The organism is Ruegeria meonggei (genome assembly GCF_042768335.1).
In the GTDB taxonomy this organism is placed as follows: Bacteria; Pseudomonadota; Alphaproteobacteria; order Rhodobacterales; family Rhodobacteraceae; genus Ruegeria; species Ruegeria meonggei.
In genome coordinates this window covers 2,734,119-2,757,088 of record NZ_JAXHBT010000001.1, presented here as the reverse complement: position 1 = coordinate 2,757,088, position 22,970 = coordinate 2,734,119, and the positions used below count along the sequence as shown (strand labels likewise).

The window sequence follows — 22,970 nt, the reverse complement described above, 5'->3', positions numbered from 1 at the left end:
TAGGAGCCGTGTAATGCCGGAATTGCCCGAGGTTGAGACAGTACGACGCGGCCTTTCCCCCGCAATGGAAGGGGTGGTGATCGAAAAGGCGGATGTGAACCGGCCCGATCTGCGCTGGCCCTTTCCCGACCGCATGGTCGAGCGGCTTACAGGTCAGCGAGTTGACCGGTTGCGGCGCCGGTCGAAATACATCCTGGCGGATCTCAGCAGTGGTGAAACCCTGTTGATCCATCTGGGCATGTCCGGACGCATGACCGTGTCGGGTGATCCGCTGGGTCAGTTTGCGCATACGCACCCGATGCCGGAGAAACACGACCATGTGGTCTTTCACATGGCAAACGGCGCGCGCATCACCTTTAACGATCCGCGCCGTTTTGGTGCGATGGATTTGTTGCCAACCGCAACGGCCGAAGATCACAAGCTGTTGTCCGTTCTGGGGCCAGAACCTTTGGGCAATGATTTTTACGAGCAACATTTGGTCGACGCGTTCCGAAGCAAGAACACTCCGGTCAAATCTGCGCTTCTGGATCAGGGAATTGTTGCCGGATTGGGCAATATCTATGTGTGCGAGGCGCTTTATCGCGGCCGCGTGTCGCCACGTCGCAAGGCGGGACAGATTTCTGTGGCCCGTGTTGCGGCCCTTGTTCCGATCATCCGTCAAGTGCTGCAGGACGCCATCGACGCAGGCGGCTCATCGTTGCGGGATTTCCGGCAAGCCGATGGAGAACTTGGATATTTTCAGCACAGCTTTGATGTCTACGGGCGTGAAGGCGCGCCCTGCAAGACCCCAGGTTGTGGGGGTGAAATCAAGAGAATCACCCAGTCTGGTCGCTCATCCTTCTACTGTGCGCAATGCCAAAGATAGCTTGATCCAGGTTTTTCGCGTGATAATGAATCGTATCTGAACGGAACAACCGAAAGCTCAAACCTCATGGCTTTTGAGACGATCATCGTCGAAATCGAAGACCACGTCGCCCTTATCAAACTCGACAGGCCGGACGCTCTGAACGCGCTGAACACTCAATTGCTGGGTGAAGTGTGTACTGCGCTGGAAGAGGCCGACGGCAATGACAAGGTGCGCTGCATCGTCATCACCGGCTCAGACAAGGCCTTTGCCGCCGGTGCGGATATCAAACAGATGTCCGAGATGAGCTTTGTGGACGTCTACAGCCAGAACCTGTTTGGTGACGTCAATGACCGCATCTGTGCGATCCGCAAGCCGATCATCGCGGCCGTTGGCGGCTATGCGCTGGGTGGCGGGTGCGAGCTGGCCATGCTGTGCGATTTCATCATCGCCGCAGACACCGCCAAGTTCGGCCAGCCCGAGATCAACCTGGGGGTCATCGCCGGCTTGGGTGGCAGCCAGCGCCTGACCCGCTTTGTCGGCAAATCCAAGTCGATGGACATGAACCTGACCGGCCGCTTCATGGATGCGGAAGAGGCCGAGCGCGCGGGTCTGGTTAGCCGGGTTGTGCCGGCCAAAAAGTTGATGGAAGAAGCCATCGGTGTTGCCCAGAAGATAGCCGAGAAATCGCAGCTGTCTGCAATGGCTGCAAAAGAGGCGGTCAACCGCAGCTATGAGCTGCCGCTGAGCGAAGGCATGTTGTTCGAACGCCGGGTGTTTCATTCGATGTTCGCGACCGACGACCAGAAAGAAGGCATGGCAGCCTTCCTTGAAAAGCGCGCAGCGCAGTTCCGGGATAAGTAGGCACATTGCATCGCTGACGGGGATCAGGCGGGCCAGGCCCGCCTTTTTCATTCCCATCCTGCAAATACGAAGAATCGGCTTGGCAAACCCGACAAACTTGGGTAGAGACCGCCGCTATACATGCGCGTGCGGCCCGCTCTGGCCCGACTCACACTCGTGATCGACGATCCGGTGCGGAATTTTCCGTGGCGCGCAAACCCAGATAACCGCACCGAACAAAGGTCACACACACATGGCAAATTCGCCCCAGGCAAAGAAGCGCGCACGTCAGAACGAAAAGCGTTTCGCAGTCAACAAAGCGCGCCGTTCGCGCATCCGCACCTATCTGCGCAAAGTCGAAGAAGCGATCGCATCTGGCGACAAAGACGCGGCAACCGCTGCTCTGCGCGCCGCTCAGCCCGAGCTGATGCGCGGCGTCACCAAAGGCGTTTTCCACAAGAACACAGCATCGCGTAAAATGTCGCGCCTGTCGTCTCGCGTGAAGGCGCTGGGCTAAGCCGCTACTTGACCCATGGTCACGTAAGTAAAGCTGATATATTTTGAAAGGCGTCGCTTCATGCGGCGCCTTTCTTGCTGTTGCCAGAATACCGCGCCTTCACGAAACCGAGAGATTCTTTCGGCCAAGAATCCGAGTCAATATCAGAGTTTCGTTGCCGTAAGCGTCAGCCTCTTGTTACCACTGATACAGCGATTCACTCGCTTGGGGGGACAGGCTGTTTCACCGATCAGACTGACGGGCATCAGGACGATTGTGAAACGAATGTTGGCAAACGGTTACGACTGATTTGCTGATCTGCTGTAGGTCTTGGGACAACCAAAGATCTGCGCCCTGTCGAAAAATTAGATTGCGACGCGCAACCCGGATTCCGGGACGTTCTTCTGTTGGACGTCGACTGACCAGGCAGCGCTGACTTTCGGGGACAAACCCGCCAGACTCCTTGAGTTTGGCGCAGGGCATCCTTTTGCGTGTGAAAGCTTTTCCGGGCAACCGGAGCGTAGCAAAAAGGCCGACAGGCCAATAAAGAACGGGATGCGTGAGGCGCTTGATGACACAAGAGAAATGGGGACTACTGCGTAACAAATTGCTCAAGGCAGTTGGCAAGAACAACTACACGACCTGGATTGAACCTCTTGAATTCCAAGAGCTTCAGGATGGCGTGGCCGTGTTTTCTGTGCCGACGAACTTTATGGGCAATTATGTCAGTCAAAATTTTGCGGATCTCATATTGTACGAGATGAACACCGCAGGTGAATCTGTGGAACGCTTGGCGTTTCGCGTTGCCGCCAACTTGCCGGCGCGTCCGTCGACCGACGCGGCGCCAGAACCGGCACCAGAGCAGTCGTTGTCGCAACAGGCTCAGGTTGGCAATGACGCGCTGGGTTCGTTGCAGGCCGCACCGCTGGATTCACGATTTACCTTTGACAGCTTTGTCGTTGGCAAGCCCAATGAGCTGGCCCATGCTGCTGCGCGACGGGTATCAGAAGGTGGTCCTGTGACATTCAATCCGCTGGTTTTGTATGGCGGTGTTGGTCTGGGTAAAACCCACCTGATGCACGCCATCGCGTGGGAACTGAAAACCAAGTGCCCTGACCTCAACGTACTTTACCTGTCGGCGGAACAATTCATGTACCGCTTTGTGCAAGCGCTGCGGGAACGTCGGATGATGGATTTCAAGCACCTGTTCCGCTCGGTTGACGTGCTGATGGTTGATGATGTGCAGTTCATCGCTGGCAAGGATTCGACTCAGGAAGAGTTCTTTCACACGTTCAATGCACTGGTGGATCAAAACAAGCAGATCATCATCTCGGCTGATCGTGCCCCGGGTGAAATCAAGGATCTTGAGGACCGCGTGAAATCGCGCCTGCAATGCGGTCTGGTTGTCGACTTGCATCCCACCGATTATGAGCTGCGTCTGGGCATTCTGCAGACCAAGGTACAGCAATACAGCAGCACTTATCCCGACCTGACCATTGCCGATGGCGTGCTGGAGTTTCTGGCGCAGCGCATCTCGACCAATGTGCGCGTGCTTGAAGGGGCTTTGACTCGTCTGTTCGCCTTTGCTTCGCTGGTCGGGCGCGAGATTGACATGGATCTGACGCAGGATTGTCTGGCCGACGTGTTGCGCGCATCCGAGCGCAAGATCACCGTCGAAGAGATTCAGCGCAAAGTCTCGGACTATTACAATATCCGACTGTCGGACATCATCGGCCCCAAGCGTCTGCGGTCTTACGCCCGCCCGCGTCAGGTTGCGATGTATCTGTGCAAACAGCTGACCAGCCGCTCGTTGCCCGAGATTGGCCGCCGCTTTGGCGGGCGTGACCACACCACGGTCATGCACGGTGTCAAACGGATCGAAGAGTTGAAAACAACCGACGGCCAGATTGCCGAAGATGTCGAAATGCTGCGCCGGTCTTTGGAGGCCTAGGCTTTATCACTGACTAAAAGGAAAACGCCCCGGACCCTCACGCCCGGGGCGTTTTCTTGTGCGCTTTAATCCACGGTTGAAAAGGAACTGTGCCCAAGGGATCACGCGCCCCTTGACGCCTTGGGCATTCCGACCCAGAAATCCATAAAAAATCCTTGTGCATCAGGGCGGAACCGCTAACGTGCCAGTCCCGCCCATTTCGGCACGCAAGTCAGAGGAATTGAGGGTATGAAGATCAGCATCGAACGCGGCACCCTTCTGAAGGCCGTTTCCCAGGCCCAATCCGTTGTCGAACGGCGTAACACAATCCCCATACTTGCCAATGTTCTGATCGAGGCCGAAGGCGATCAGGCGCAGTTTCGCGCCACCGATCTGGATATCGAGGTGGTCGACAAAGCTCCGGCGCAGGTGGAAAAAGCCGGTGCAACCACGGTGGCAGCCACCACCCTGCATGAGATTGTGCGCAAGCTGCCCGATGGTGCCTTGGTGACCCTGACCGCCGACAGTGCCGCAGGCCGTCTGACGGTTGAGGCCGGGCGGTCGAACTTCTCGCTGGCGACGTTACCGAAAGAGGATTTCCCGGTGATGGCGTCCTCGGAATATCAATCGAATTTTACAGCCTCGGCTGCCCTGCTGCGCCGGCTGTTCGACAAGTCGAAATTCGCCATTTCAACCGAAGAGACCCGGTACTATCTGAACGGCGTCTACATGCATGTCTCGGATGGCTCTGAAGGTGGCAAGGTGCTGCGCTGTGTGGCCACGGACGGTCACCGCCTGGCACGTATCGATGCAGACTTGCCAGAAGGTGCAGCGGATATGCCGGGCGTGATCGTGCCGCGCAAAACCGTGGGCGAGCTGCGCAAGCTGCTGGATGATGATGAGATGGACATCGCCGTGTCGGTCAGCGAAACCAAAGTGCGGTTTGCGACGCCGGATATTACCCTTACATCCAAAGTGATCGACGGCACTTTCCCCGACTATACGCGCGTGATCCCGCAGGGCAACACGCGCCAGCTGGAAGTGGACGCAGCCGAGTTTGCACAGGCTGTGGATCGCGTTGCAACGGTGTCCTCAGAGCGATCGCGCGCGGTGAAGCTGCAGTTGGACGCCGACAAGCTGGTATTGTCTGTTAATGCCCCTGACAGTGGCGCCGCCGAGGAAGAGCTGGCTGTAGCCTACGCGGACGAGCGGCTTGAGATCGGATTCAACGCCAAATACCTGCTGGAAATTGCCTCGCAGGTCGATCGCGAGAACGCAGTGTTTCTGTTCAACTCGGCCGGTGACCCGACCCTGATGCGCGAAGGCAATGACCTGAGCGCGGTTTACGTGGTCATGCCGATGCGCGTCTGATGACCCTGCGGGGTGATCTCTGACAAAGGGAACGGCCATGGCCAAGGGCTATGAGCATACAAACCCCAGAGCCCGCAAGCCGGATGAGTTTAAGGGCACATGGAAAGGACGGATGTACCGTCGTGGAGTCCTGCGGGCCTTGGGACTTAACTTCGTTTTGTTTGGAGTGATATTGTCCTCTGTTCTGTATGTGGCTCATGTAATACAGCAGACCAGAGACAATCCGAGAGTTTGGACGCTGGGTTCACAATAAGGAGGGGTCATGGGGTTGGCCCTGACCGAACTTACGGTCTCGCATTTTCGCTCGCACAAGCTGGCGCGTCTGGCGCTGGATGGACGGCCTGTGACCATTCATGGGCCAAACGGGGCGGGCAAAACCAACATTCTGGAAGCGGTGTCTTTGTTTTCCCCCGGTCGCGGAATGCGGCGGGCAAGTGCGGCCGACATGACCCGACGCCCCGAAGCGTTGGGCTGGAAACTGTCCGGGCTGCTGAATGCCCAGGGCCAAAAGTATGAGATCGAAACCTGGTCCGAAGGCGGCACGGCGCGGCAGGTTCGGATAGATGGCAAGGCCTCCAGCCAGATTGATCTCGGGAAACTGGCCCGCGTCGTATGGCTGATCCCTTCGATGGACCGGCTATGGATCGAGGGGTCCGAAGGAAGGCGTCGGTTTCTGGACCGCATCGCGCTAAGCTTTGATCCCGCCCATGCCGAGGCGTCGTTGATCTATGAGAAATCCATGCGGGAACGGAACCGCCTGCTGAAAGAGCAGGTCCGGGACGCCCATTGGTATGCTGCCCTCGAAGGGCAGATGGCCGAGACGGGGTATCGGATACATGCGACGCGTCTGGCAGCGCTAGAGCATTTACGCACAGCACAAGAGCAAGCGGAAACGGCTTTCCCTTCGGCCACGCTGGAATTGGTGCAGACCGAAGGGGCGATGCCCGAAACAGCAGATGATCTACGCGAGGCGCTGAATGAAAGCCGGTTTCGCGATCTGGCCGCAGGCCGCACTTTGGTCGGGCCGCACCGATCTGACCTGTATGGTGTTTTCGCTGCCAAGGGTGTTCCTGCCAAGGATTGTTCAACCGGAGAGCAGAAGGCGCTGTTGGTCTCGCTGATCCTGTCCAATGCGCGCGCGTTGGCCGGGCAGGTCGGGGCACCGCCGATTGTTTTGCTGGACGAGGTGGCCGCCCATCTGGACGCACAGCGGCGCGCGGCGCTGTATGAAGAGATTTGCGCCTTGGGGGCTCAGGCCTGGATGACGGGCACCGGGCCTGAGCTGTTTGCTGAACTGGGTGACCGGGCCCAGACCCTCGTGGTGACCGAAGGCGATGAGGGCTCGGTCGTCAATTCTTAGGCAGGTTCGCCGACTTTACGTTCCCACAAAAAGCCGCGCATGACCTCGTCGACCGGAGTTTGCGCAATGTGGTTCACATAGTTTGACATGGTTTTCTGTGCCAGCCCCAGAACCACGTCCAGAACCGCGCGGTGCGAATAGCCTGCGTCAAAGAACGCCTGCAATTGCACGTCAGTCACGTTGCCCTTCTGATCCATCATCTGCAGCGTAAAAGTGCGCAGCGCCTCAAGCTTGGCGTTGGGCAGGGAGGTTTCGTTGCGCAGCGCTTCGGTGATGTCGTCCGAGACCTTCATCATCTTGGCGATACCAGTATGGGCGGGCACACAATAGTGGCATTCATTGGCGACATTGATGGTCTGCCAGACAACGGTTTTTTCGTCATTGTCGAAATCGGTCTGCAAGAACAGGTGATGCAGAACCTGGTAGCCTTCCAGATGCTGCGGGCTTTCCGACATCACTTTGTGCAGGCCGGGCAGGCGACCAAACGCGGCCTGAGATTTCTCGAGCAGCGGTTTTGATCCTTCTGGGGCGGTGGTCAGGTCGTGGGAGGGGAAGCTGGCCATGTTGGAACTCCTTTTTTGGCGTCTGAGCTGGAAATAGTCTTTATTGAGCGATCACTCAAGTATATATTTGAGCAAGTGTTCAAGAATTGGTGAAGACGATGCCCCGCAAACCCTCATACGACCGAGACGCGCTGATCGCGCAGGCTAGGGATATCTTTTGGCGTCAGGGCTGGGCCGGGACGTCGCTCAAGGACCTTGAGCGAGAGTTGAAGCTGAAGCCCGGCAGCTTTTATGCGGCGTTCGGCTCAAAAGACGCGCTGTATGCTCTGACACTGGAGCGTTACGCGCAGGACGGTGTTGCCCGCTTGACCGCGCTGGCCGAAGAGCTGGGGCCATTGGCGGCGCTCAAGACGCAACCGCGCATCGTGATCGATTCCAGCCAGATGCCCGCCCGGGCCTGCATGTTGGCCAAGACCTATGCCGAATTGCAGGCGAAAGATCACGACCTGGCAGATAAGGCAGGCCAGCATATGGCCGAGATGAAGCATTGCTTTGCAACGTTGTTCCGCCGCGCTCAGAGCGTGGGTGAAATAGGCCCCGATCATGATCCGGATCGTCTGGCAGCCCGCTATCAATCCGACCTGCTGGGTCTGCGGTTGTCGGCTGAACGTGAAGACGTGAACGCCGCGGAAATCGCGGCGGATATCGCCGCAGACCTCGATCGCCTTTGATCTTCTGGCCAAGGCGATCTTTGACACAAAATGTTGGGGGATCGCGTGACATTCCCCCCCAGTAAACGTATAAGTTACCAAAATAATATAGGTACTAACGGCATGTCCGAAGACGCACAGGCACCACAAGAATACGGCGCAGATTCCATCAAAGTTCTCAAAGGTTTAGAGGCGGTTCGCAAACGTCCCGGCATGTATATCGGCGACACGGACGATGGCTCGGGTCTGCACCATATGGTGTATGAGGTGGTCGACAATGGAATTGACGAGGCTCTGGCTGGTCACGCCGACCATGTGACTGTCAAAATCCATGCCGATTCCAGCGTTTCGGTCAGCGACAATGGCCGGGGTATTCCGGTGGATATTCACCCCGAAGAAGGTGTGTCCGCCGCCGAGGTCATCATGACCCAGCTGCACGCGGGCGGTAAGTTCGACAGCAATTCGTACAAAGTGTCGGGCGGTCTGCACGGCGTCGGTGTTTCGGTTGTGAACGCGCTGTCCAACTGGCTGGAGCTGCGTGTCTGGCGCAACGGCAAGGAACACGTGGCCCGGTTTGAGGGTGGTGAGACCACCGAGCACCTGAAGACACTCGAAGAGTGTGGCGATCGCACTGGAACCGAGGTGCGGTTCCTGGCCTCAACCGATACGTTCTCGAACCTTGAATATTCGTTTGAAACACTGGAAAAACGCCTGCGCGAATTGGCCTTTCTGAATTCGGGCGTGCGGATCATCTTGATCGACGAACGCCCTGCAGAACGGCTTGAGACCGAGCTGTTCTACGAAGGCGGCGTCAAGGAGTTCGTCAAATACCTCGACCGGTCAAAGACGTCGGCCATGCCCGAACCGATCTATATCAAGGGTGAGCGGGATGATATCGGCGTTGAGATCGCGATGTGGTGGAATGACAGCTACCATGAATCGGTGCTGCCTTTTACCAACAACATTCCTCAGAGGGATGGTGGTGCCCATGTAGCCGGGTTCCGGGGTGCTTTGACGCGGACCATCAATAACTATGCGCAATCCAGTGGGATCGCGAAAAAAGAGAAGGTCAGCTTTACCGGTGATGACGCCCGCGAAGGTTTGACATGCGTTTTGTCGGTGAAAGTGCCTGATCCGAAATTCTCCTCTCAGACCAAAGACAAACTGGTCAGCTCGGAAGTGCGCCCGGCGGTCGAAGGCATGGTGAACGAGAAGCTGGCCGAATGGTTTGAAGAAAACCCAAACGAAGCCAAGATCATTGTCGGCAAGATCATCGAGGCCGCACTGGCCCGCGAGGCTGCGCGTAAAGCCCGTGAACTGACCCGCCGCAAGACGGCGATGGATGTGAATTACCTTGCTGGCAAGCTGAAAGACTGCTCGGAAAAAGACCCCTCCAAGACCGAGGTTTTTCTGGTCGAGGGGGATTCGGCCGGCGGTTCGGCCCAGACAGGTCGCGACCGGCTGACCCAAGCCGTACTGCCTCTGCGCGGTAAGATCCTGAACGTGGAACGCGCCCGGTTCGATCGGATGCTGGGCAGTCAGGAAATCGGCAACCTTGTCATGGCGCTGGGCACTGGTATTGGCCGTGATGAGTTCAACATCGAAAAGCTGCGCTACCACAAGATCGTCATCATGACCGATGCGGACGTCGACGGCGCGCATATCCGGACATTGTTGTTGACCTTCTTCTACCGACAGATGCCGGAACTGATCGAGGGCGGGTACCTCTATATTGCGCAACCGCCGCTTTACAAGGTGTCGCGCGGCAAGTCCGAGGTGTATCTCAAGGATCAGGCCGCACTGGACGACTACCTGATCAATCAGGGGGTTGAGGGCGCGATTCTGAAGCTCGGATCAGGTGAAGAGATTATCGGTCAGGACCTGACCCGCGTTGTCGATGAGGCGCGCCAGCTAAAACGCGTGCTGGACGCCTTCCCGACCCACTATCCGCGCCACATTTTGGAACAAGCCGCGGTCGCCGGAGCATTTGTACCCGGTGCCGTCGATGCTGACCTGCAAGGCGTGGCCGACAAAGTTGCCGCACGGCTGGACCTGATTGCACAGGAATACGAGCGCGGCTGGCAGGGCCGGATCACGCAGGATCACGGCATCCGTCTGGCCCGCATCCTGCGCGGTGTTGAAGAAGTCCGCACGCTGGATGGCCCCATGTTGCGCTCGGGCGAGGCCCGCAAAACCGGCAGCTTCACCCAAAGCCTTCAAGAGATCTATAACAGCCCGGCCACGCTGATCCGCCGCGATCGGTCGCAGGCGATCCACGGCCCGCTGGAACTGCTGCGCGCCGTCCTGGAAGAGGGCGAAAAAGGTTTGTCTCTGCAGCGCTACAAAGGCCTGGGTGAGATGAACCCCGATCAGCTGTGGGAAACCACTCTGGACCCGGATGCGCGGACACTGTTGCAGGTACGCGTGGATGATATGGTCGAGGCTGATGACCTGTTCACCAAGCTCATGGGCGATGTGGTCGAACCCCGCCGCGAGTTCATTCAACAAAACGCACTGAGCGTGGAGAACCTGGATTTCTAGTATTTTGAAGCTGTTTCAAAAAATCTTCGATGGCGAAATCAAAGCAACCAGAACGGATATGGAAGCGCCGCTCGCGGAGTTTCAATTCTCACGATCAGACGTCGAAGAGGTCCTGCGTTCTGAACGGCACTCATTGGATTGGACTGCAAACGATGTTGCCAATCTCACTGGTTGGAAGGCGCAGTCAGTTGCTCACTGGTGTAAGGAGGGCTTGCTGGAAGCTCGAACCGTTCCGCACGGAAACGGCATTAGTTACCTGATCAGTCCAACAAATCTGGCGACGTTTCAGAGCTTGTATGTGCCGGTTGTGACATTAGCTAAGGCTCAGGGCACGGCCTCCCGTAAGCTGCTTGGAGACTTCGCCAATCGAAACATCCCGACATACGGTGCAGAGCGGGAAGGTGAAACGAGCCGGGGCCACCTAATAAAGCTGACGGATCTCCTTTCTGTCGAACGATCGTCCAGCATTGCTGCCTAGCTGTTACCAGTCGTCGTGGGAACAAGGGTCTATGGGGTCGAGCGCTGGCGGTCCTGCCTGCCTCGCCGGACAGGCAGGACAACGCGTCTTCGCGAGCTGTGTTCGAAACCTCAAAGTGAGCCTTTACGGTACGGAACAAATGCTCGAAATCTCCTGCGACCGCGTCTTCGAGGAAGTCTTGTATTCTGGTTTGCTCGGCGTTGGCCTGTTCGGCAGCCGTCTGGCAAAGCGCCAGAATCTCGAACGCGTTGGCCTTGTCAGCAGGCAGCTCAATGGCAGCAAGTTTTTGCATGTAAATTCCTTTCATAAAATGCCCGTCGACCATTGCAGAGCGAGATTAAACTGGCACTAAAACAGTCGGTTGCCGACAACATCAGGTATTGAGAAGAAATTTAATATAATTCGCAATTATGGGGTTCAATACTCGGCTCATGCGAATGAACGCGAGTTCGCGATCCGGCGAAATTCGACCTATGACTTCATAGTTTGTTGAACCGGCGCCATCCGTTTGGTACACATGCGTTCCGGAAACCCTGATTCAGGAGAGATCAGAAATGCTGAATTGTCAGACTTCAATGCTTCGCGCGGTAGGCGCAGTAATCCGTTAACGCGGTCTGACAGGTTTCTAATCTGAAGGCCGCCTCATGAGCGGCCTTTTTTGTGTTTTCCTCATGTGGCGGCTTTCCATCAATTCATGGAGAGAACAATGCCAAGCTTATCCCTTTACATCCCCCTCAGTCGGTCGCACGGTCTCTTGCTGCGATTGGTAGAAAGTCTAGTGCGGCGGCTCGGCGGGGAGCGTCCCGTCCAGTTCAGGCGTGCGGAGTTGCCGGACTATCTGAGGAAGGACGTTGGCCTCCCGCCAGAGGTTGAACGCCCGCCACCACTTCGCCATAGGTTCCCTTTCTGAACAGCCCATCGAACAGGGGCAGCTTGCTGCCTCTGTTCGCAACAAACGCATTAGTGAAACTACAGTTAGCGGCTCGGTGGAACCATAGCGGCCAGATATCATGGGTCAGTCAAAGGCTCGCCATGCGGGACAAAACCGCCGTTCGAGTTGCCCATCTAAATATCCGCTTGAGGTCGATGGCTACACATCAACTCTACGTAAACCGTCAAACCACCCGCTCCAGCCTCAAGTGCGATGCGGCCCAATTTCACCACGTCGGGCCACGCATGATCGCGCCTGTTTCGCAACAGAGCAGCTACGTTCATGTTCACCGATAGCATTGTCATGATGACCTCCTGTTGTCTTTTGGCATTTCTCAGTCGCTACTCATCATGGCGACAACTATTCTATCCTGCCGCCATCGGACATAGGCTAGACTGCCTTCAGCGCAGCTCAACAGTGCTGCGATTATCAGAAGTGTTGGGATACCTGCGGTCGTGATCACCACGCCCGCGACAAAAGGGAACCCGAAAACGCCCACGAAATAGGACAGTCCGAACATCTGGAGGGTCGCCGCGGTCAGTTCTGGGCACGCATCATTGGCGGCCATGGCTTTTACAATCGGGTATGCAACACCGTAGCCGATTCCGAACAAGATCGAAGCAGCCACATAGACGATCATGTTGGAGGATTGGATCAAAAGTACCAGAACCGCTGCGGTCATAACCACCATCAAAAAAGCGATCACACCGTAAGGCGCATGAGTGCCGATAAATCGCGCCATGACGAGGCGACCAATGATGACCGTGACGGTATAAGCTAGAAAAAACGCAGCGTAGCTTAGCCCGTTAGCATCCGCATAAACCGTTTGGAAATTTGAGACCGCGGCAAATACGGAGGCGCCAAGGCCCACCATCACAATGGGCCGCCACGCGCATGAGGTCATAACCTGTGTGGCGCTGCGAAACGATAGGTCGTTTTCCACATCCGCCTGTGTCACGCGCAAATTAGTGTGATGGTGTGTGAGCGTTGCAAAGGCGGCAGCACAAGCCAGGCAAGCGACGGCGACTACAGAAAACCCTAGCTCCGCCCCGACCAAATACCCGATGATCGGCCCCACTCCGATGCCCGCCATCACAAAGGTGGACAACCATGTAAATTGCGTGACGCGTTGATCCGGCTTCAACACTTGTGCCAGCGCAATCGGCCCCAACACGTAGAACAACCCCCATCCAAGACCAAGCATCCCTCCCGCAAAATAAACCATTGCGTCAATCGATGCGGCCCGTGCAAAGAGGATCAAGCTTAGTGCGCAAATAAGGCCTGACGCCGCCAATGGGGGCATGATGCCTATTCGCTTAGTGGCTTCACCCAATAACAACACAACGGCCAACGTAGTGAGCGCGGTCACACCAAGAACAGAGCCAACGTCCGCCGTGGTTCCGCCGATCTGTGCAAACAGTTCCGGCAACAAAAACGTCAGGCCATAGGTGATAGATTGCAACCCACAGGCCGTCATGAAGACACGGGTGAACGTGGTATATGTCATCGTTTGCGCTTTCGGCTCTGTAATGGTCTCGCACTTTCTAAACTCAAAAGTGGACTGCACAAAGGGACAGTTGTATTAGAAAGCATGGGGCCACTAGAATTGTCCAAACTACTGAATGAAGACGCCGCGCCGAACGATGGGCGGGCGAAACGTCTGCGTGCAGCGATCCGTAGCGCTGTGGCAACTGGCAAGTTGACAGCAGGTGAAGTGCTCCCCTCAACTCGTTCGGCAGCAGCAGGTCTGGGAATGTCGCGCAACAGTGTTCAAGACACCTATGAGGCGCTTGTGGCTGAGGGCGTGATCAAAACCGCTCGAGGTCGACCGCCAATCGTTTTGAGTGTACCGCAAGTGCCCCAAATTGCTCAGCCCACATCGTGTATTCGTGTTTCGGCACGCGGCGAAGAATTAGCTGACAACTTGGTTGGCCACGGGACTAAGTCTGTTAACGCCTTATCGCCGGGGTTGCCTGATCCAAACCTTTTTCCACACGATCAATGGGCACGCATACTACGCCGTGCCGCACGAACCCGCTACGACGAAGCCGAGAACTACGCGGAGTATCACGGCCACGCGTCGTTGCGAAATGCATTGGCGAAGCATCTGTTGCAAACGCGCGGTGTGCGCGTTTCGCCAGACAACATTCTGATTACCACCGGCACGCAGACTGCTGCGAGACTTGTTACCTCATTGATCACAGATGTCGGCGATACCGCACTTGTCGAAGATCCGGGATATGGCGGCGCACGGGCTGTGTTGCGGTCAATGGGGGTACAATTACGCCCGTTGAATGATGCAGACTTGCCGAGCGCACGGTTGGCTTACGTCACGCCGTCGACGCAATACCCGACAGGAACGCGGATGCCGATGCAGCACCGGCAATCCCTTTTGGCGTGGGCCCTGCGGGAGAATGCAGTAATCTTAGAGGACGACTACGACAGCGATTTTGTCTGGCAGCATCGCGATATCCCACCACTTTTTGCGCTGGATCAGAACCAATGCGTTTTCATGCTGGGAACAGCCTCAAAGTCGCTTCTGCCCAGCCTGCGAATAGGCTGGCTGGTTTTGCCAGACAGCATGCGCGACATTGCAATACGGGCGCATCGCACGCTCGGGCTTGCGGCGAACTTGCACGTTCAAGCGGCGCTCGCTCAGTTCATGTATGAGGGCTTGTACGCGCGGCATGTCCGACGCACGGCGGAGGTTTACCGCGAGCGCAAAGACGTATTGGCTGCAAGTTTAAAAGCAACTCTCGGAGACCGGATCAACGTATCGGAACCGGAAGGTGGGCTGCAACTTATGGTGACGTTTCACGAAGCTATTGACGACAGTCGGATCGTTAACGCCATGCGCCCAGAAGGTTATCATCCACTGCCGCTGTCATCGCTGTCTCTGGATACCAAGATGGCTGGCCTCGTTGTGGGATTTGCAGGCGTGACAAGCGAACGTGCGCGAGGCTTTAGTACACTCCTGGCCAACTTAATGAAAACAAGCCCGGTATGATTTCTTGAGACTGCTCGAAATCAGGGCAACGTCAATTGCGGGCATTCATACGTTTTGCAGCACCGGTCAAAATAGGCTCGCTTCCGACATTCTCTGCAACTCGCGTCAGCGACGAGTCACACCCTCGGCCCGAGCCGGACATTACGAAACGAGCTTTGAAATCAATCGTTGCGGGACGAAGCGCCAATTCACTGCGCTCACGCTAACGGCTGCTTAGTATTTTTTCACCTCGAAGTTAACACGTCGCCATCGAATGCGGTGCAATGGTTTTGGATGGAAAAAGAGACATTGCGTCAATTTGTGATAGCGTCAGCCAACACTCATTAGTTTGACTGAACCGAACAGCCGAAAGCGAATTTTCATGTCTGAGCCTACGCAGGTCCGAGAAGAGATATCCAGTTATTGCGCGCTTTGTGTGTCTCGGTGCGGTGCGATAGCTACCGTTGAAGATGCGCGGCTGACATCGTTGTCGGCGGATCCTTCACATCCGACAGGGCGGGCGCTCTGTATCAAGGGCAAGGTTGCCCCTGAATTGGTTTACCATCCGAACAGGCTTGAATACCCGATACAGCGCACACAGCCTAAAGGCGCGGCCGATCCTGGGTGGCAACGGATCAGTTGGGACGAAGCATTGCGCACAATCTCTGACAACCTAAAGCGCCTGTCCGATCAACATGGCCCCGAGACTGTAGCCTTCAATACTGCGTCCCCGTCGACGTCTGCCATGTCTGATTCCGTCGAATGGGTCCGACGGATACGGCGAGCTTTCGGCAGCCCGAACCAATCAATATCAATGGAACTCTGCGGTTGGGGTCGGTATTTAGCCAACCTTTACTCCTTTGGGTCCGCGTTACCTGCGGGAGTAATGCCGGACCTGGAAAACGCCGGTTGTATTTTGTTCTGGGGTTACAATCCGACGGTTTCGCGGATTGCACATGCGACTGCAACCAGTGCGGCCAAAAAGCGTGGCGCGCAATTGATCGTTGTAGATCCGCGAAACGCGGGGTTGGCGCGGCAGGCTGACGCTTGGTTGCAGGTGCGACCCGGTACAGACGGAGCATTGGCGTTGGGATTGTCGAATGTCATGATCCGAGAGGGTTGGTTCGATCATGCGTTTTTGCGCAGTTGGTCCAATGCGCCGATGTTGGTTCGGGATGATACCAAAAGGTTGTTACGCGCTTCTGATTTGTCGGTTGGCAAGTCGTCTGACAGCTACATGGTCTGGTCTGAAGCAACCAAGGAACCAGTGCCCTGCGAACACGGTGCCGATACCGGCAGCTATGCCCTATCTGGTTCTTTCGAAGTCACAACTTTGGATGGGCCTATGACCTGCCGCCCGGTCTTTGAGATTTGGTCGCAAATCTGTGCCCGCTATACCCCCGATACCGTAGAGGAAATCACGGGCGTCGCCGCATCGGATATCACGCGCACGGCCAAGATGATGTGGCAATCGCGACCTGTTGCCTACATGGCCTGGTCAGGACTTGAGCAGCAATCCAATGCGACCCAGAGCGCGCGGTCCATTGGGCTGTTGTACGCGTTGACCGGCAACTACGACACCAAAGGGGGCAATGTAGAATTTCCCGCCGTTCCGACAAACAATATCCAAGGGGACGAGTTTCTGTCTGCGACGCAACGTGAAAAGACTTTGGGACGGGTTAAAAGGCCGCTTGGTCCGGCAAAGTATGATTTTGTCGCCTCGGCCGATGTTTACGACGCCATTCTGGACGAGAAACCCTACAAAGTACGAGCGATGATTAACTTTGGCTCGAACCTGCTACTGGCCCATGCAGATGGCGCGCGTGGTTACGAGGCGCTGAAGGCGCTTGAGTTCAATGTCCATATCGATCTGTTCATGAACCCCAGTGCCGAGCTCGCTGATATCGTTTTGCCTACGACCAGCCCGTTCGAGTCTGAAGGGTTGAAGATTGGATTTGAGGTTAGCCAAGACGCATGTTCCCTTGTTCAGTTACGCCAGCAGCTGGTCGAAGCACGAGGCGAGGCACGGTCGGACATCCAGATTGTTTTTGACCTGGCCTGCGAGCTTGGGTTGGGAGATCTGTTCTGGGACGGTGATATTAACGCGGCCTACCGCCACCAGCTGTCGCCCAGCGGATTGACACCCGAGGACTTACGCGCAACTCCTGAAGGCATTCGTGTGCCGTTGCGGACGTCCTATCAGAAGTATCAGGGCGTCAAAGACGGCGTGCCGCGCGGATTCGATACACCTTCGAAGAAAGTAGAATTCTATTCTGAAACCTTGATGGATCATGGCTATCCGCCACTGCCTGATTATGAGGAGCCACTTATTGGGCATAAGGCGCAGCCTAAACTTGCAGCGCGCTATCCATTGATCCTGACCTGCACCAAAGATTCACTCTACTGCGAAAGCCAGCATCGTGGATTGCCAAGCCTGCGTCGTCGCGCACCGGAGCCACAAGTTGACATGCATCCAGAAGCTGCTGAAGCGCGAAACATCAGCGCCGGAGATTGGGTGCGTATACAGACACCACATGGACACGCCCGAGCTCGGGCGCGGCTGGACGAAAACCTTGATCCGAAGGTGATCTGTGGCCAGCACGGATGGTGGCAAGCTTGCCCTGAACTTGACGCGCCGGGCTATGACGTACTTGGCGAAAACACAGCGAACTTCAATCAGATGATCAGTCAGGATGTGGTGGACCCTGTAAGTGGTTCAGTTCCTTTGCGCGCATATGTCTGTGAGATTGAAGCGCTTTAGTAAAAATGACACTTATCGACAAGGGGTGCCGCTCGATGCCGGAGACAGTTTTGCGGATCGCACTTCTTCAAAGTAGCAACATGGTGATTAGCTTGGACAGGTTCGCTGTTAATGATGTCAATGGCTGCCTGTTTTGATCCGCGGTTATTCGTCCCTGCTGCGGCATCAGTGGGTTTGGGCTCATTCATTGAATCCACTGCGCCACGCGCAAACGGCCGCTTTGTCGAAAACTCTGAGAGTGACATTTCGCTCTGTGCTGCAATGGACCCCTATCATGGGGCTGCCCTATGTCAGACTGTGAACAATCACCTTCCCGGTGGGTCTCACGTCAATGTCAAAGTGACGCGCCTGAGTTACATCTAAGATCGCTGGCGGCACAAAACACACCCAATTGTCGTGACCGGGGCGCCTGACGCTTTGGTAGCGAATGCCAATCACGCCATGATCGTCACCATTTGTTCGAACATGAGAACTGAACTTCTGCGGTTCTGGATATGTGCTGTCGTCTGGATCGTGAAATTCCGGATGGATAAGGCTGAACTCACAGCCGCCTCCAACGGAAGCGGCAGGAAACTCATTTTGGGTCGATGCGAAAGCCATTTAATTGAGTTCAACAAATCCATCCGCCTTGGCGCGAATTTCTGATCGTCAGCCTCGTAGTCGATCTCCGTGAGCCAACGTTACGACTTGTCGGCGCCGGGGTGCTTGTCACTGGGCCGATCCATGACCCTATCGAGCTGAGACCAGTCGGTGGTTCGCATCAGCTCTTCAACGGCCTCTGGGTCTACTATCCTGTCTTGACCGGCATGTTTCACAACATGGCGGACCAGCCAACAGCATAGGCCGCTAAGCACAAGGGATATTGTAAGGCTGATCAGGGTTTCAGTGCTCATAGTCAACTTTACCACATAGTGTCTTTGTCGTCTGATCAGATGATCGATAACACGATCTCTCGTGATCTGATGAGGAATGAAGGGGTCACCGACCGGCCTCAATCAGAACTGTTGGCCGCAATCGACGGTGTATCTCCTTGCGCTGCGGTGGCTTTAGTATGCTCACCGACAGCCATCTCCGCGATTTTTTCGAACAAGGTGCCAGACACTCGTCCGCCGTGGATGATCTTTTACCCAACCCGTTACATCGTTGGCTGGGATGTCGAGTTTGGGCGCGGCGTGCTCGACGGCTCTCACCTCGTAATTGCTAACGTCGGCCAACATAGACATGTTGCCCGCCCAAGCCTCTGCGATTGGAGTCTGATTTGCATAAACCACAATTCTAAGCATCTTAGCTCTCTCTCAGTTATCTGTGTTCATAGGTGTAGGGCCCTTAACCCAATCGCTCAGGTTCCCTCTTGGAGGCGCATTGCGCGGTTCAATTCCATTTCCGACGCTTTGATTTCTGATGAAGGAGCCCACGTACAAACCGGTGCAGAACCCGTACCGATTTGTGCTGTTTGAAAGTCTCGACCAGAGCTTCCACATCTCCCAAATCAAGCGCAAAGAACTCATTGCGCAGTCCGAACTCAGCAGCGTATTCATTCACCATGCTTTTGATGATCGCCGGCAGTTGCTTCGGTGTTGGTTCCGGGACCTCATAGATGATGCAGCGGCTGCGCAATGGAGCAGGAATGCACCACAGATCGTTTGCCGTCAGGATCCAACTCACAAGCGCGGCATTCACATCAGCAGCGAGATATTTTTCCCGATATCTCCGAGCCTCCATCGGTTCCAACCTGCCAAGGAGTTCACCAGTGATGTCCCCGTTGCGGCCGGCATGCGTTTTGTCGATCTCATCCAGAATGATGACAGGGTTCAATACACGTGCCGTGGCGACGGCCTCCGTGACGATGCCCGCATGTGCGCTGCTCCAGCCAGCGCTGAGGCCAAACAGATGGTTCTCTGACTTACCCCCCACATTGGCGATCTGCGCATGTAGCCCAAGTGTCTTGCAGACCTCCCGGGCCAGAGCCGTTTTGCGAAGGCCCGCCTCGACGACGAGCAATGTTGGTTGAATGTGAATGATGTTCGAACCCATGTCCCAGGTTCGCTCGATCCCCTCGGCAATCCCTTCGATGACGTGATCGCAATGCGGGAACCGGTCGGAGAGCGAACGAAGCTCGTCGAGATCCACCAGCGCCCTTAGGCGAGCAAACTGGTCGCTCCATTCTGTGAGCTTTTGGATGTGTTTTGGCATCTCCTTCCGGAGGTTGGGCGGCAAGTAGTTGAAGTCGGTTTTGTCGATGAGATAACGAGCGGGCTTTATGTTCTTGCTAGCCTTGGTTTCGGATGAGCTTGCCTTTGCATGGGCTTCAGCGATAACGTGCATGACATCCAGCCAGATATCCCGGCTCAGCATCTGGTTTACCGCGTCAGCGGCAAAGAGTGCCAGGGTTGGTTCAATTTCCCCCAACCGCGCAATCTCACGCTGTCGCCAGTCTTCGGACTCGTCGCAGTAGGCCGCAGCTTCCTTGAATCGTTTGCGCAGCACGTCCCCAAGATCGTCGGCACTGGCATTCTGTAGAACCATCTGCTTGACGCACAGCCATTCGTCGCCGGACTCCACAAAGTTTAGAATACGGCGCAACACGTCCGCCTTGTCGTGGTTAAAACCCGCCAGAGCTAAGACCTCACTGTCTGCCCATGTTGTATCACTTCCCATCTCACCAGCCCTTTGACACACAGGCAGGGCATCTGTGGCCGGACACATCCCAGGCAATTTGTCCGTGATAACCGCAGCTGCGGCACTGAAGGGCGGCACTTTTCGACCGCAGGTTCAGCCCGACTTTGGGGAACTTCTCCGAGCGCTCGACTGCGACTTCATGGGCGTGCCAACAGCACAGGTTGGCATACCAGGCGCCGATGCACTGAGGCCTAGAGACGTTGCCGCAGCGCTCGCAGCTCCTGTCAGCTTTCTGAACGGCCTCCTCCAAGCTGGACTGGATGAACGGGTCTTCAATTGCGCAACCCAGGTAAATTCGAAGCGCGCCATATTTCTGTTTGATCTGGCTGACCGAGGGGTATGTTTTTTCCTCGCTGTCACAACGAGCTTTGATGTCTTCAAAGCATTCCGTGACAATCTGAATCCAGCCCAGTTTGTCTTTTGCGAGATGTTTCTCCACGGAGCCGCGGATGTCGCCATAGTCGAACCTGTCAGTCATCGGTGTGCTCCACTTCCGCACTGACCTCGGGTTTTACGTCTGAATCACTGTCGCGCAGCGAGGCGACGAACCGGCGCAAGCCTTCTTTCGTTTCCGCTGCCACGGCAGCCCTAAGGTCTTCAGAGTTATTGAGTTTCAATGACATGCTTTGCCTCCAAGGGATGGTAGGAGGCGTCGGGATCGAACCGACTCGTGCACTCTAATCTGGAGCAATTACAAGGATATAAACCTCGCCCGCATACCAATGCCGCCTCCCACAGGTTTCGTGTGGGGTATCGACCTCAGGCCGATATTCGTTGGCAGATGTTGCGTGCTTAAGTCATGAGCTAAGGCTGCGGGAAACTGATGCTCGGCGTCAAGACCATGAATGAAGTTTTTGGATTTCCACCGCGTAGTTCCGAGACCCTTCTGCCAAAACGTGTGTGAATTGGCGTCACTCAACCTTTCGATAAAGCCGTCATGAGCCAATTCGGCCTGTTTCGAGCACATTGATTCGCGATCCTTTGCGGCCTGGTTGCAGTCCAAATCGCGCGAGCTATGAGCGTACGAACGTCTGAATTGGTAGCGTCAATAGATGCCCAGTCTCAAAGCCAACGCCAGAAATTTGAAGACATGGTATGTAAATAATATTTGACTCAGAGTATGGTAAAGCATGCATCGTGTAATAGATACTGGACACTCGCAGATTGAATGCTGCACTCTGGAGACCTCGGATATGACCTACCAAGATCGCAACACTGTCGTCTCAATCTTCGTGAATCTTGCTGTCAGTGCCTTTGTCGTTTTTCGGCTTCTGGACATGAATGCCTCTGGGATGTTCGATGGTCCTGATGCTGTGAATAACTGGGCCCGCATGGTGATCTGGTTAATCCCCCTGGGCATTGTCGCCACCATAATTGGCACGATTCTGTTCAATATCGGTTTTGCAATTGTCACACGCGAACCCAAACCCAGTTTCGTCGTCGATGAACGTGACAAGCTGTTCGAACGCCGCGGTAGCCTTGCGATCATTGTCTTCGCAGGTGCAGGCTTTGTCTCTGCCGTCCTGGCCCTGGCCTTCAACGCATCAGCTTTGATTGGGTTTAACATTATCTATTTCGGCATGGCATTCGGGTCTTTTGCGGCAGATATCGTCAAGTTTGTTAGCTATCGGCGCGGGTATTGAACGATGGGAAAGCTCAAGATCACCAACAACATCAGACGGCTAAGGTTTGACGCAGACGAAATGACCCAGAAAGAACTCGCCGAAAGAGTTGGTGTCACCCGGCAAACAATCGTTGCCATCGAAAATGCAAAATATTCACCAACGCTTGAATTGGCGATCCTGATTTCCCGCGTCTTCGACAAGCCCCTCGAAAAAGTCTTCGACATCCAAGACGCCAGTTAAGTCTTCGCGACTGCAACACATTATTCCAAGGAACAGATATGCTCATCCATCCACCACGATTTTGGAACATGATGGCACGTTCATATGCGCGCCGCCCCGTTGGAAACCAAGCTGCCTACGAATACAAGCTCGACTTTACCGCGAGACATCTTTCTCCTCAGGATCACCTCCTGGAAATCGGTTGCGGCACGGGAACGACGGCACTTATTCACGCTCCAAACGTCGCTCATATCGACGCCATCGATTACTCTTCAGAAATGATCTCAATTGCTCGGGAAAAAGCCGAAGAACAGGGTGTTGAGAACGTGAACTTCGAAGTAAGCGCGTTCGACAACTGGCCCATCCCTGCAAAGGATCAGCAGTATGATGCGGTATTGGCTATGTCGGTACTGCACCTGGTGCTGGATCTTGACGAAGCCTTGGAGCGGGTTCGAGGCTCATTGAAAGAAGGTGGCCTGCTCTTCAGCTCGACAGTTTGCCTGGAAGGCATGGAAAAATACGCCATACCGACCCTCGGGGCCATTGGTTTGTTGCCCAAAATCCGTGTGCTTAGCCAAGAAATCCTTGTTGAGCGAATGCAGGCTCACGGGTTCAGCATCGAACACAAATGGCGTCCAGAGAACGGTTCGGCCGCATTCATCGTCGCGAGGAACGGGGTTAGGCGCAGGTAGC

24 protein-coding genes are annotated in these 22,970 nt (G+C 55.6%); 16 read left to right on the top strand and 8 right to left on the bottom strand.

The window, feature by feature from the left end:
- Positions 1-13: 13 nt before the first annotated feature.
- The 6 genes from mutM (at position 14) to recF (ending at position 6,844) form a co-directional block, all read left to right on the top strand.
- Positions 14-865, top strand: coding sequence for a bifunctional DNA-formamidopyrimidine glycosylase/DNA-(apurinic or apyrimidinic site) lyase (gene mutM, locus SJY13_RS13610; RefSeq protein ID WP_377191468.1), 852 nt, complete (start codon positions 14-16; stop codon positions 863-865).
- Between the two features lie 66 nt (positions 866-931).
- On the top strand, positions 932-1,708 hold the full coding sequence (locus SJY13_RS13605; protein WP_085823597.1) for an enoyl-CoA hydratase: 777 nt from the start codon (positions 932-934) through the stop codon (positions 1,706-1,708).
- Between the two features lie 232 nt (positions 1,709-1,940).
- Positions 1,941-2,204: a 30S ribosomal protein S20 gene (rpsT, locus tag SJY13_RS13600; protein ID WP_037313205.1), complete on the top strand. Its 264-nt coding sequence runs from the start codon at positions 1,941-1,943 to the stop codon at positions 2,202-2,204.
- Positions 2,205-2,754: 550 nt separating this feature from the next.
- On the top strand, positions 2,755-4,134 hold the full coding sequence (dnaA, locus tag SJY13_RS13595; protein ID WP_085823598.1) for a chromosomal replication initiator protein DnaA: 1,380 nt from the start codon (positions 2,755-2,757) through the stop codon (positions 4,132-4,134).
- A gap of 228 nt (positions 4,135-4,362) precedes the next feature.
- The gene (gene dnaN / locus SJY13_RS13590) at positions 4,363-5,484 is read left to right on the top strand and encodes a DNA polymerase III subunit beta (protein WP_377191467.1); all 1,122 of its coding nucleotides are present in this window, start codon (positions 4,363-4,365) and stop codon (positions 5,482-5,484) included.
- A 262-nt stretch (positions 5,485-5,746) separates the two neighbouring features.
- Positions 5,747-6,844, top strand: coding sequence for a DNA replication/repair protein RecF (recF, locus tag SJY13_RS13585; protein WP_377191466.1), 1,098 nt, complete (start codon positions 5,747-5,749; stop codon positions 6,842-6,844).
- Here the strand turns inward: recF and SJY13_RS13580 are convergent.
- Complete coding sequence (locus SJY13_RS13580; protein ID WP_377191465.1) at positions 6,841-7,407, bottom strand: carboxymuconolactone decarboxylase family protein; 567 nt, start codon at positions 7,405-7,407, stop codon at positions 6,841-6,843. The two genes, recF and SJY13_RS13580, sit on opposite strands and share 4 nt — an antisense overlap.
- A 98-nt stretch (positions 7,408-7,505) precedes the next feature.
- On the opposite strand from SJY13_RS13580, the gene SJY13_RS13575 reads away from it, so the two are divergent.
- The 4 genes from SJY13_RS13575 to SJY13_RS13560 all read left to right on the top strand — a co-directional run bounded on the left by SJY13_RS13575 (position 7,506) and on the right by SJY13_RS13560 (position 11,428).
- A complete protein-coding gene (locus SJY13_RS13575; protein ID WP_377191464.1) occupies positions 7,506-8,078 on the top strand; it encodes a TetR/AcrR family transcriptional regulator in 573 nt (190 codons plus the stop codon).
- A 102-nt stretch (positions 8,079-8,180) separates the two neighbouring features.
- A complete protein-coding gene (gene gyrB / locus SJY13_RS13570) occupies positions 8,181-10,598 on the top strand; it encodes a DNA topoisomerase (ATP-hydrolyzing) subunit B (RefSeq protein WP_377191463.1) in 2,418 nt (805 codons plus the stop codon).
- A 4-nt stretch (positions 10,599-10,602) separates the two neighbouring features.
- Positions 10,603-11,076, top strand: a complete 474-nt coding sequence (locus SJY13_RS13565) for a hypothetical protein (protein WP_377191462.1) — start codon at positions 10,603-10,605, stop codon at positions 11,074-11,076.
- Positions 11,077-11,191: 115 nt separating this feature from the next.
- On the top strand, positions 11,192-11,428 hold the full coding sequence (locus tag SJY13_RS13560; protein WP_377191461.1) for a hypothetical protein: 237 nt from the start codon (positions 11,192-11,194) through the stop codon (positions 11,426-11,428).
- Between the two features lie 713 nt (positions 11,429-12,141).
- Here the strand turns inward: SJY13_RS13560 and SJY13_RS13555 are convergent.
- Complete coding sequence (locus SJY13_RS13555) at positions 12,142-12,312, bottom strand: pyridoxine 5'-phosphate synthase (protein ID WP_377191460.1); 171 nt, start codon at positions 12,310-12,312, stop codon at positions 12,142-12,144.
- A gap of 29 nt (positions 12,313-12,341) precedes the next feature.
- On the bottom strand, positions 12,342-13,514 hold the full coding sequence (locus SJY13_RS13550; RefSeq protein ID WP_377191459.1) for an MFS transporter: 1,173 nt from the start codon (positions 13,512-13,514) through the stop codon (positions 12,342-12,344).
- Positions 13,515-13,598: 84 nt separating this feature from the next.
- On the opposite strand from SJY13_RS13550, the gene pdxR reads away from it, so the two are divergent.
- Both pdxR and SJY13_RS13540 read left to right on the top strand, forming a co-directional pair.
- Positions 13,599-15,014, top strand: a complete 1,416-nt coding sequence (pdxR, locus tag SJY13_RS13545; protein ID WP_377193649.1) for a MocR-like pyridoxine biosynthesis transcription factor PdxR — start codon at positions 13,599-13,601, stop codon at positions 15,012-15,014.
- A 361-nt stretch (positions 15,015-15,375) separates the two neighbouring features.
- Positions 15,376-17,754, top strand: a complete 2,379-nt coding sequence (locus tag SJY13_RS13540; RefSeq protein WP_377191458.1) for a molybdopterin-containing oxidoreductase family protein — start codon at positions 15,376-15,378, stop codon at positions 17,752-17,754.
- A gap of 285 nt (positions 17,755-18,039) precedes the next feature.
- Here SJY13_RS13540 and SJY13_RS13535 read toward each other — a convergent pair whose 3' ends face one another.
- Positions 18,040-18,285: an RES family NAD+ phosphorylase gene (locus tag SJY13_RS13535; RefSeq protein ID WP_377193647.1), complete on the bottom strand. Its 246-nt coding sequence runs from the start codon at positions 18,283-18,285 to the stop codon at positions 18,040-18,042.
- Here SJY13_RS13535 and SJY13_RS13530 point away from each other — a divergent pair.
- Complete coding sequence (locus tag SJY13_RS13530) at positions 18,196-18,399, top strand: hypothetical protein (protein WP_377193734.1); 204 nt, start codon at positions 18,196-18,198, stop codon at positions 18,397-18,399. The genes SJY13_RS13535 and SJY13_RS13530 overlap by 90 nt on opposite strands.
- 35 nt (positions 18,400-18,434) lie before the next feature.
- Here the strand turns inward: SJY13_RS13530 and SJY13_RS13525 are convergent, their stop codons facing one another.
- From SJY13_RS13525 to SJY13_RS13510, 4 genes are all read right to left on the bottom strand, one after another.
- A complete protein-coding gene (locus SJY13_RS13525) occupies positions 18,435-18,647 on the bottom strand; it encodes a hypothetical protein (RefSeq protein WP_377191457.1) in 213 nt (70 codons plus the stop codon).
- Between the two features lie 478 nt (positions 18,648-19,125).
- Entirely contained in the window at positions 19,126-20,340 is a 1,215-nt protein-coding gene (locus SJY13_RS13520; RefSeq protein WP_377191456.1) for an AAA family ATPase, read from the bottom strand.
- Positions 20,341-20,413: 73 nt separating this feature from the next.
- On the bottom strand, positions 20,414-20,911 hold the full coding sequence (locus SJY13_RS13515) for a hypothetical protein (protein ID WP_377191455.1): 498 nt from the start codon (positions 20,909-20,911) through the stop codon (positions 20,414-20,416).
- Positions 20,904-21,056: a hypothetical protein gene (locus SJY13_RS13510; protein WP_377191454.1), complete on the bottom strand. Its 153-nt coding sequence runs from the start codon at positions 21,054-21,056 to the stop codon at positions 20,904-20,906. The genes SJY13_RS13515 and SJY13_RS13510 overlap by 8 nt, the downstream gene beginning before the upstream one ends.
- 570 nt (positions 21,057-21,626) lie before the next feature.
- Between SJY13_RS13510 and SJY13_RS13505 the strand changes: the two genes are divergently transcribed.
- The 3 genes from SJY13_RS13505 (at position 21,627) to SJY13_RS13495 (ending at position 22,969) form a co-directional block, all read left to right on the top strand.
- Positions 21,627-22,076 (top strand): hypothetical protein, encoded by a 450-nt coding sequence (locus SJY13_RS13505; protein ID WP_299947339.1) that lies wholly within the window; start codon positions 21,627-21,629, stop codon positions 22,074-22,076.
- Between the two features lie 60 nt (positions 22,077-22,136).
- Entirely contained in the window at positions 22,137-22,298 is a 162-nt protein-coding gene (locus tag SJY13_RS13500) for a helix-turn-helix transcriptional regulator (RefSeq protein ID WP_299662572.1), read from the top strand.
- 68 nt (positions 22,299-22,366) lie between these two features.
- Entirely contained in the window at positions 22,367-22,969 is a 603-nt protein-coding gene (locus SJY13_RS13495) for a class I SAM-dependent methyltransferase (RefSeq protein WP_377191453.1), read from the top strand.
- Position 22,970: the final 1 nt, after the last annotated feature.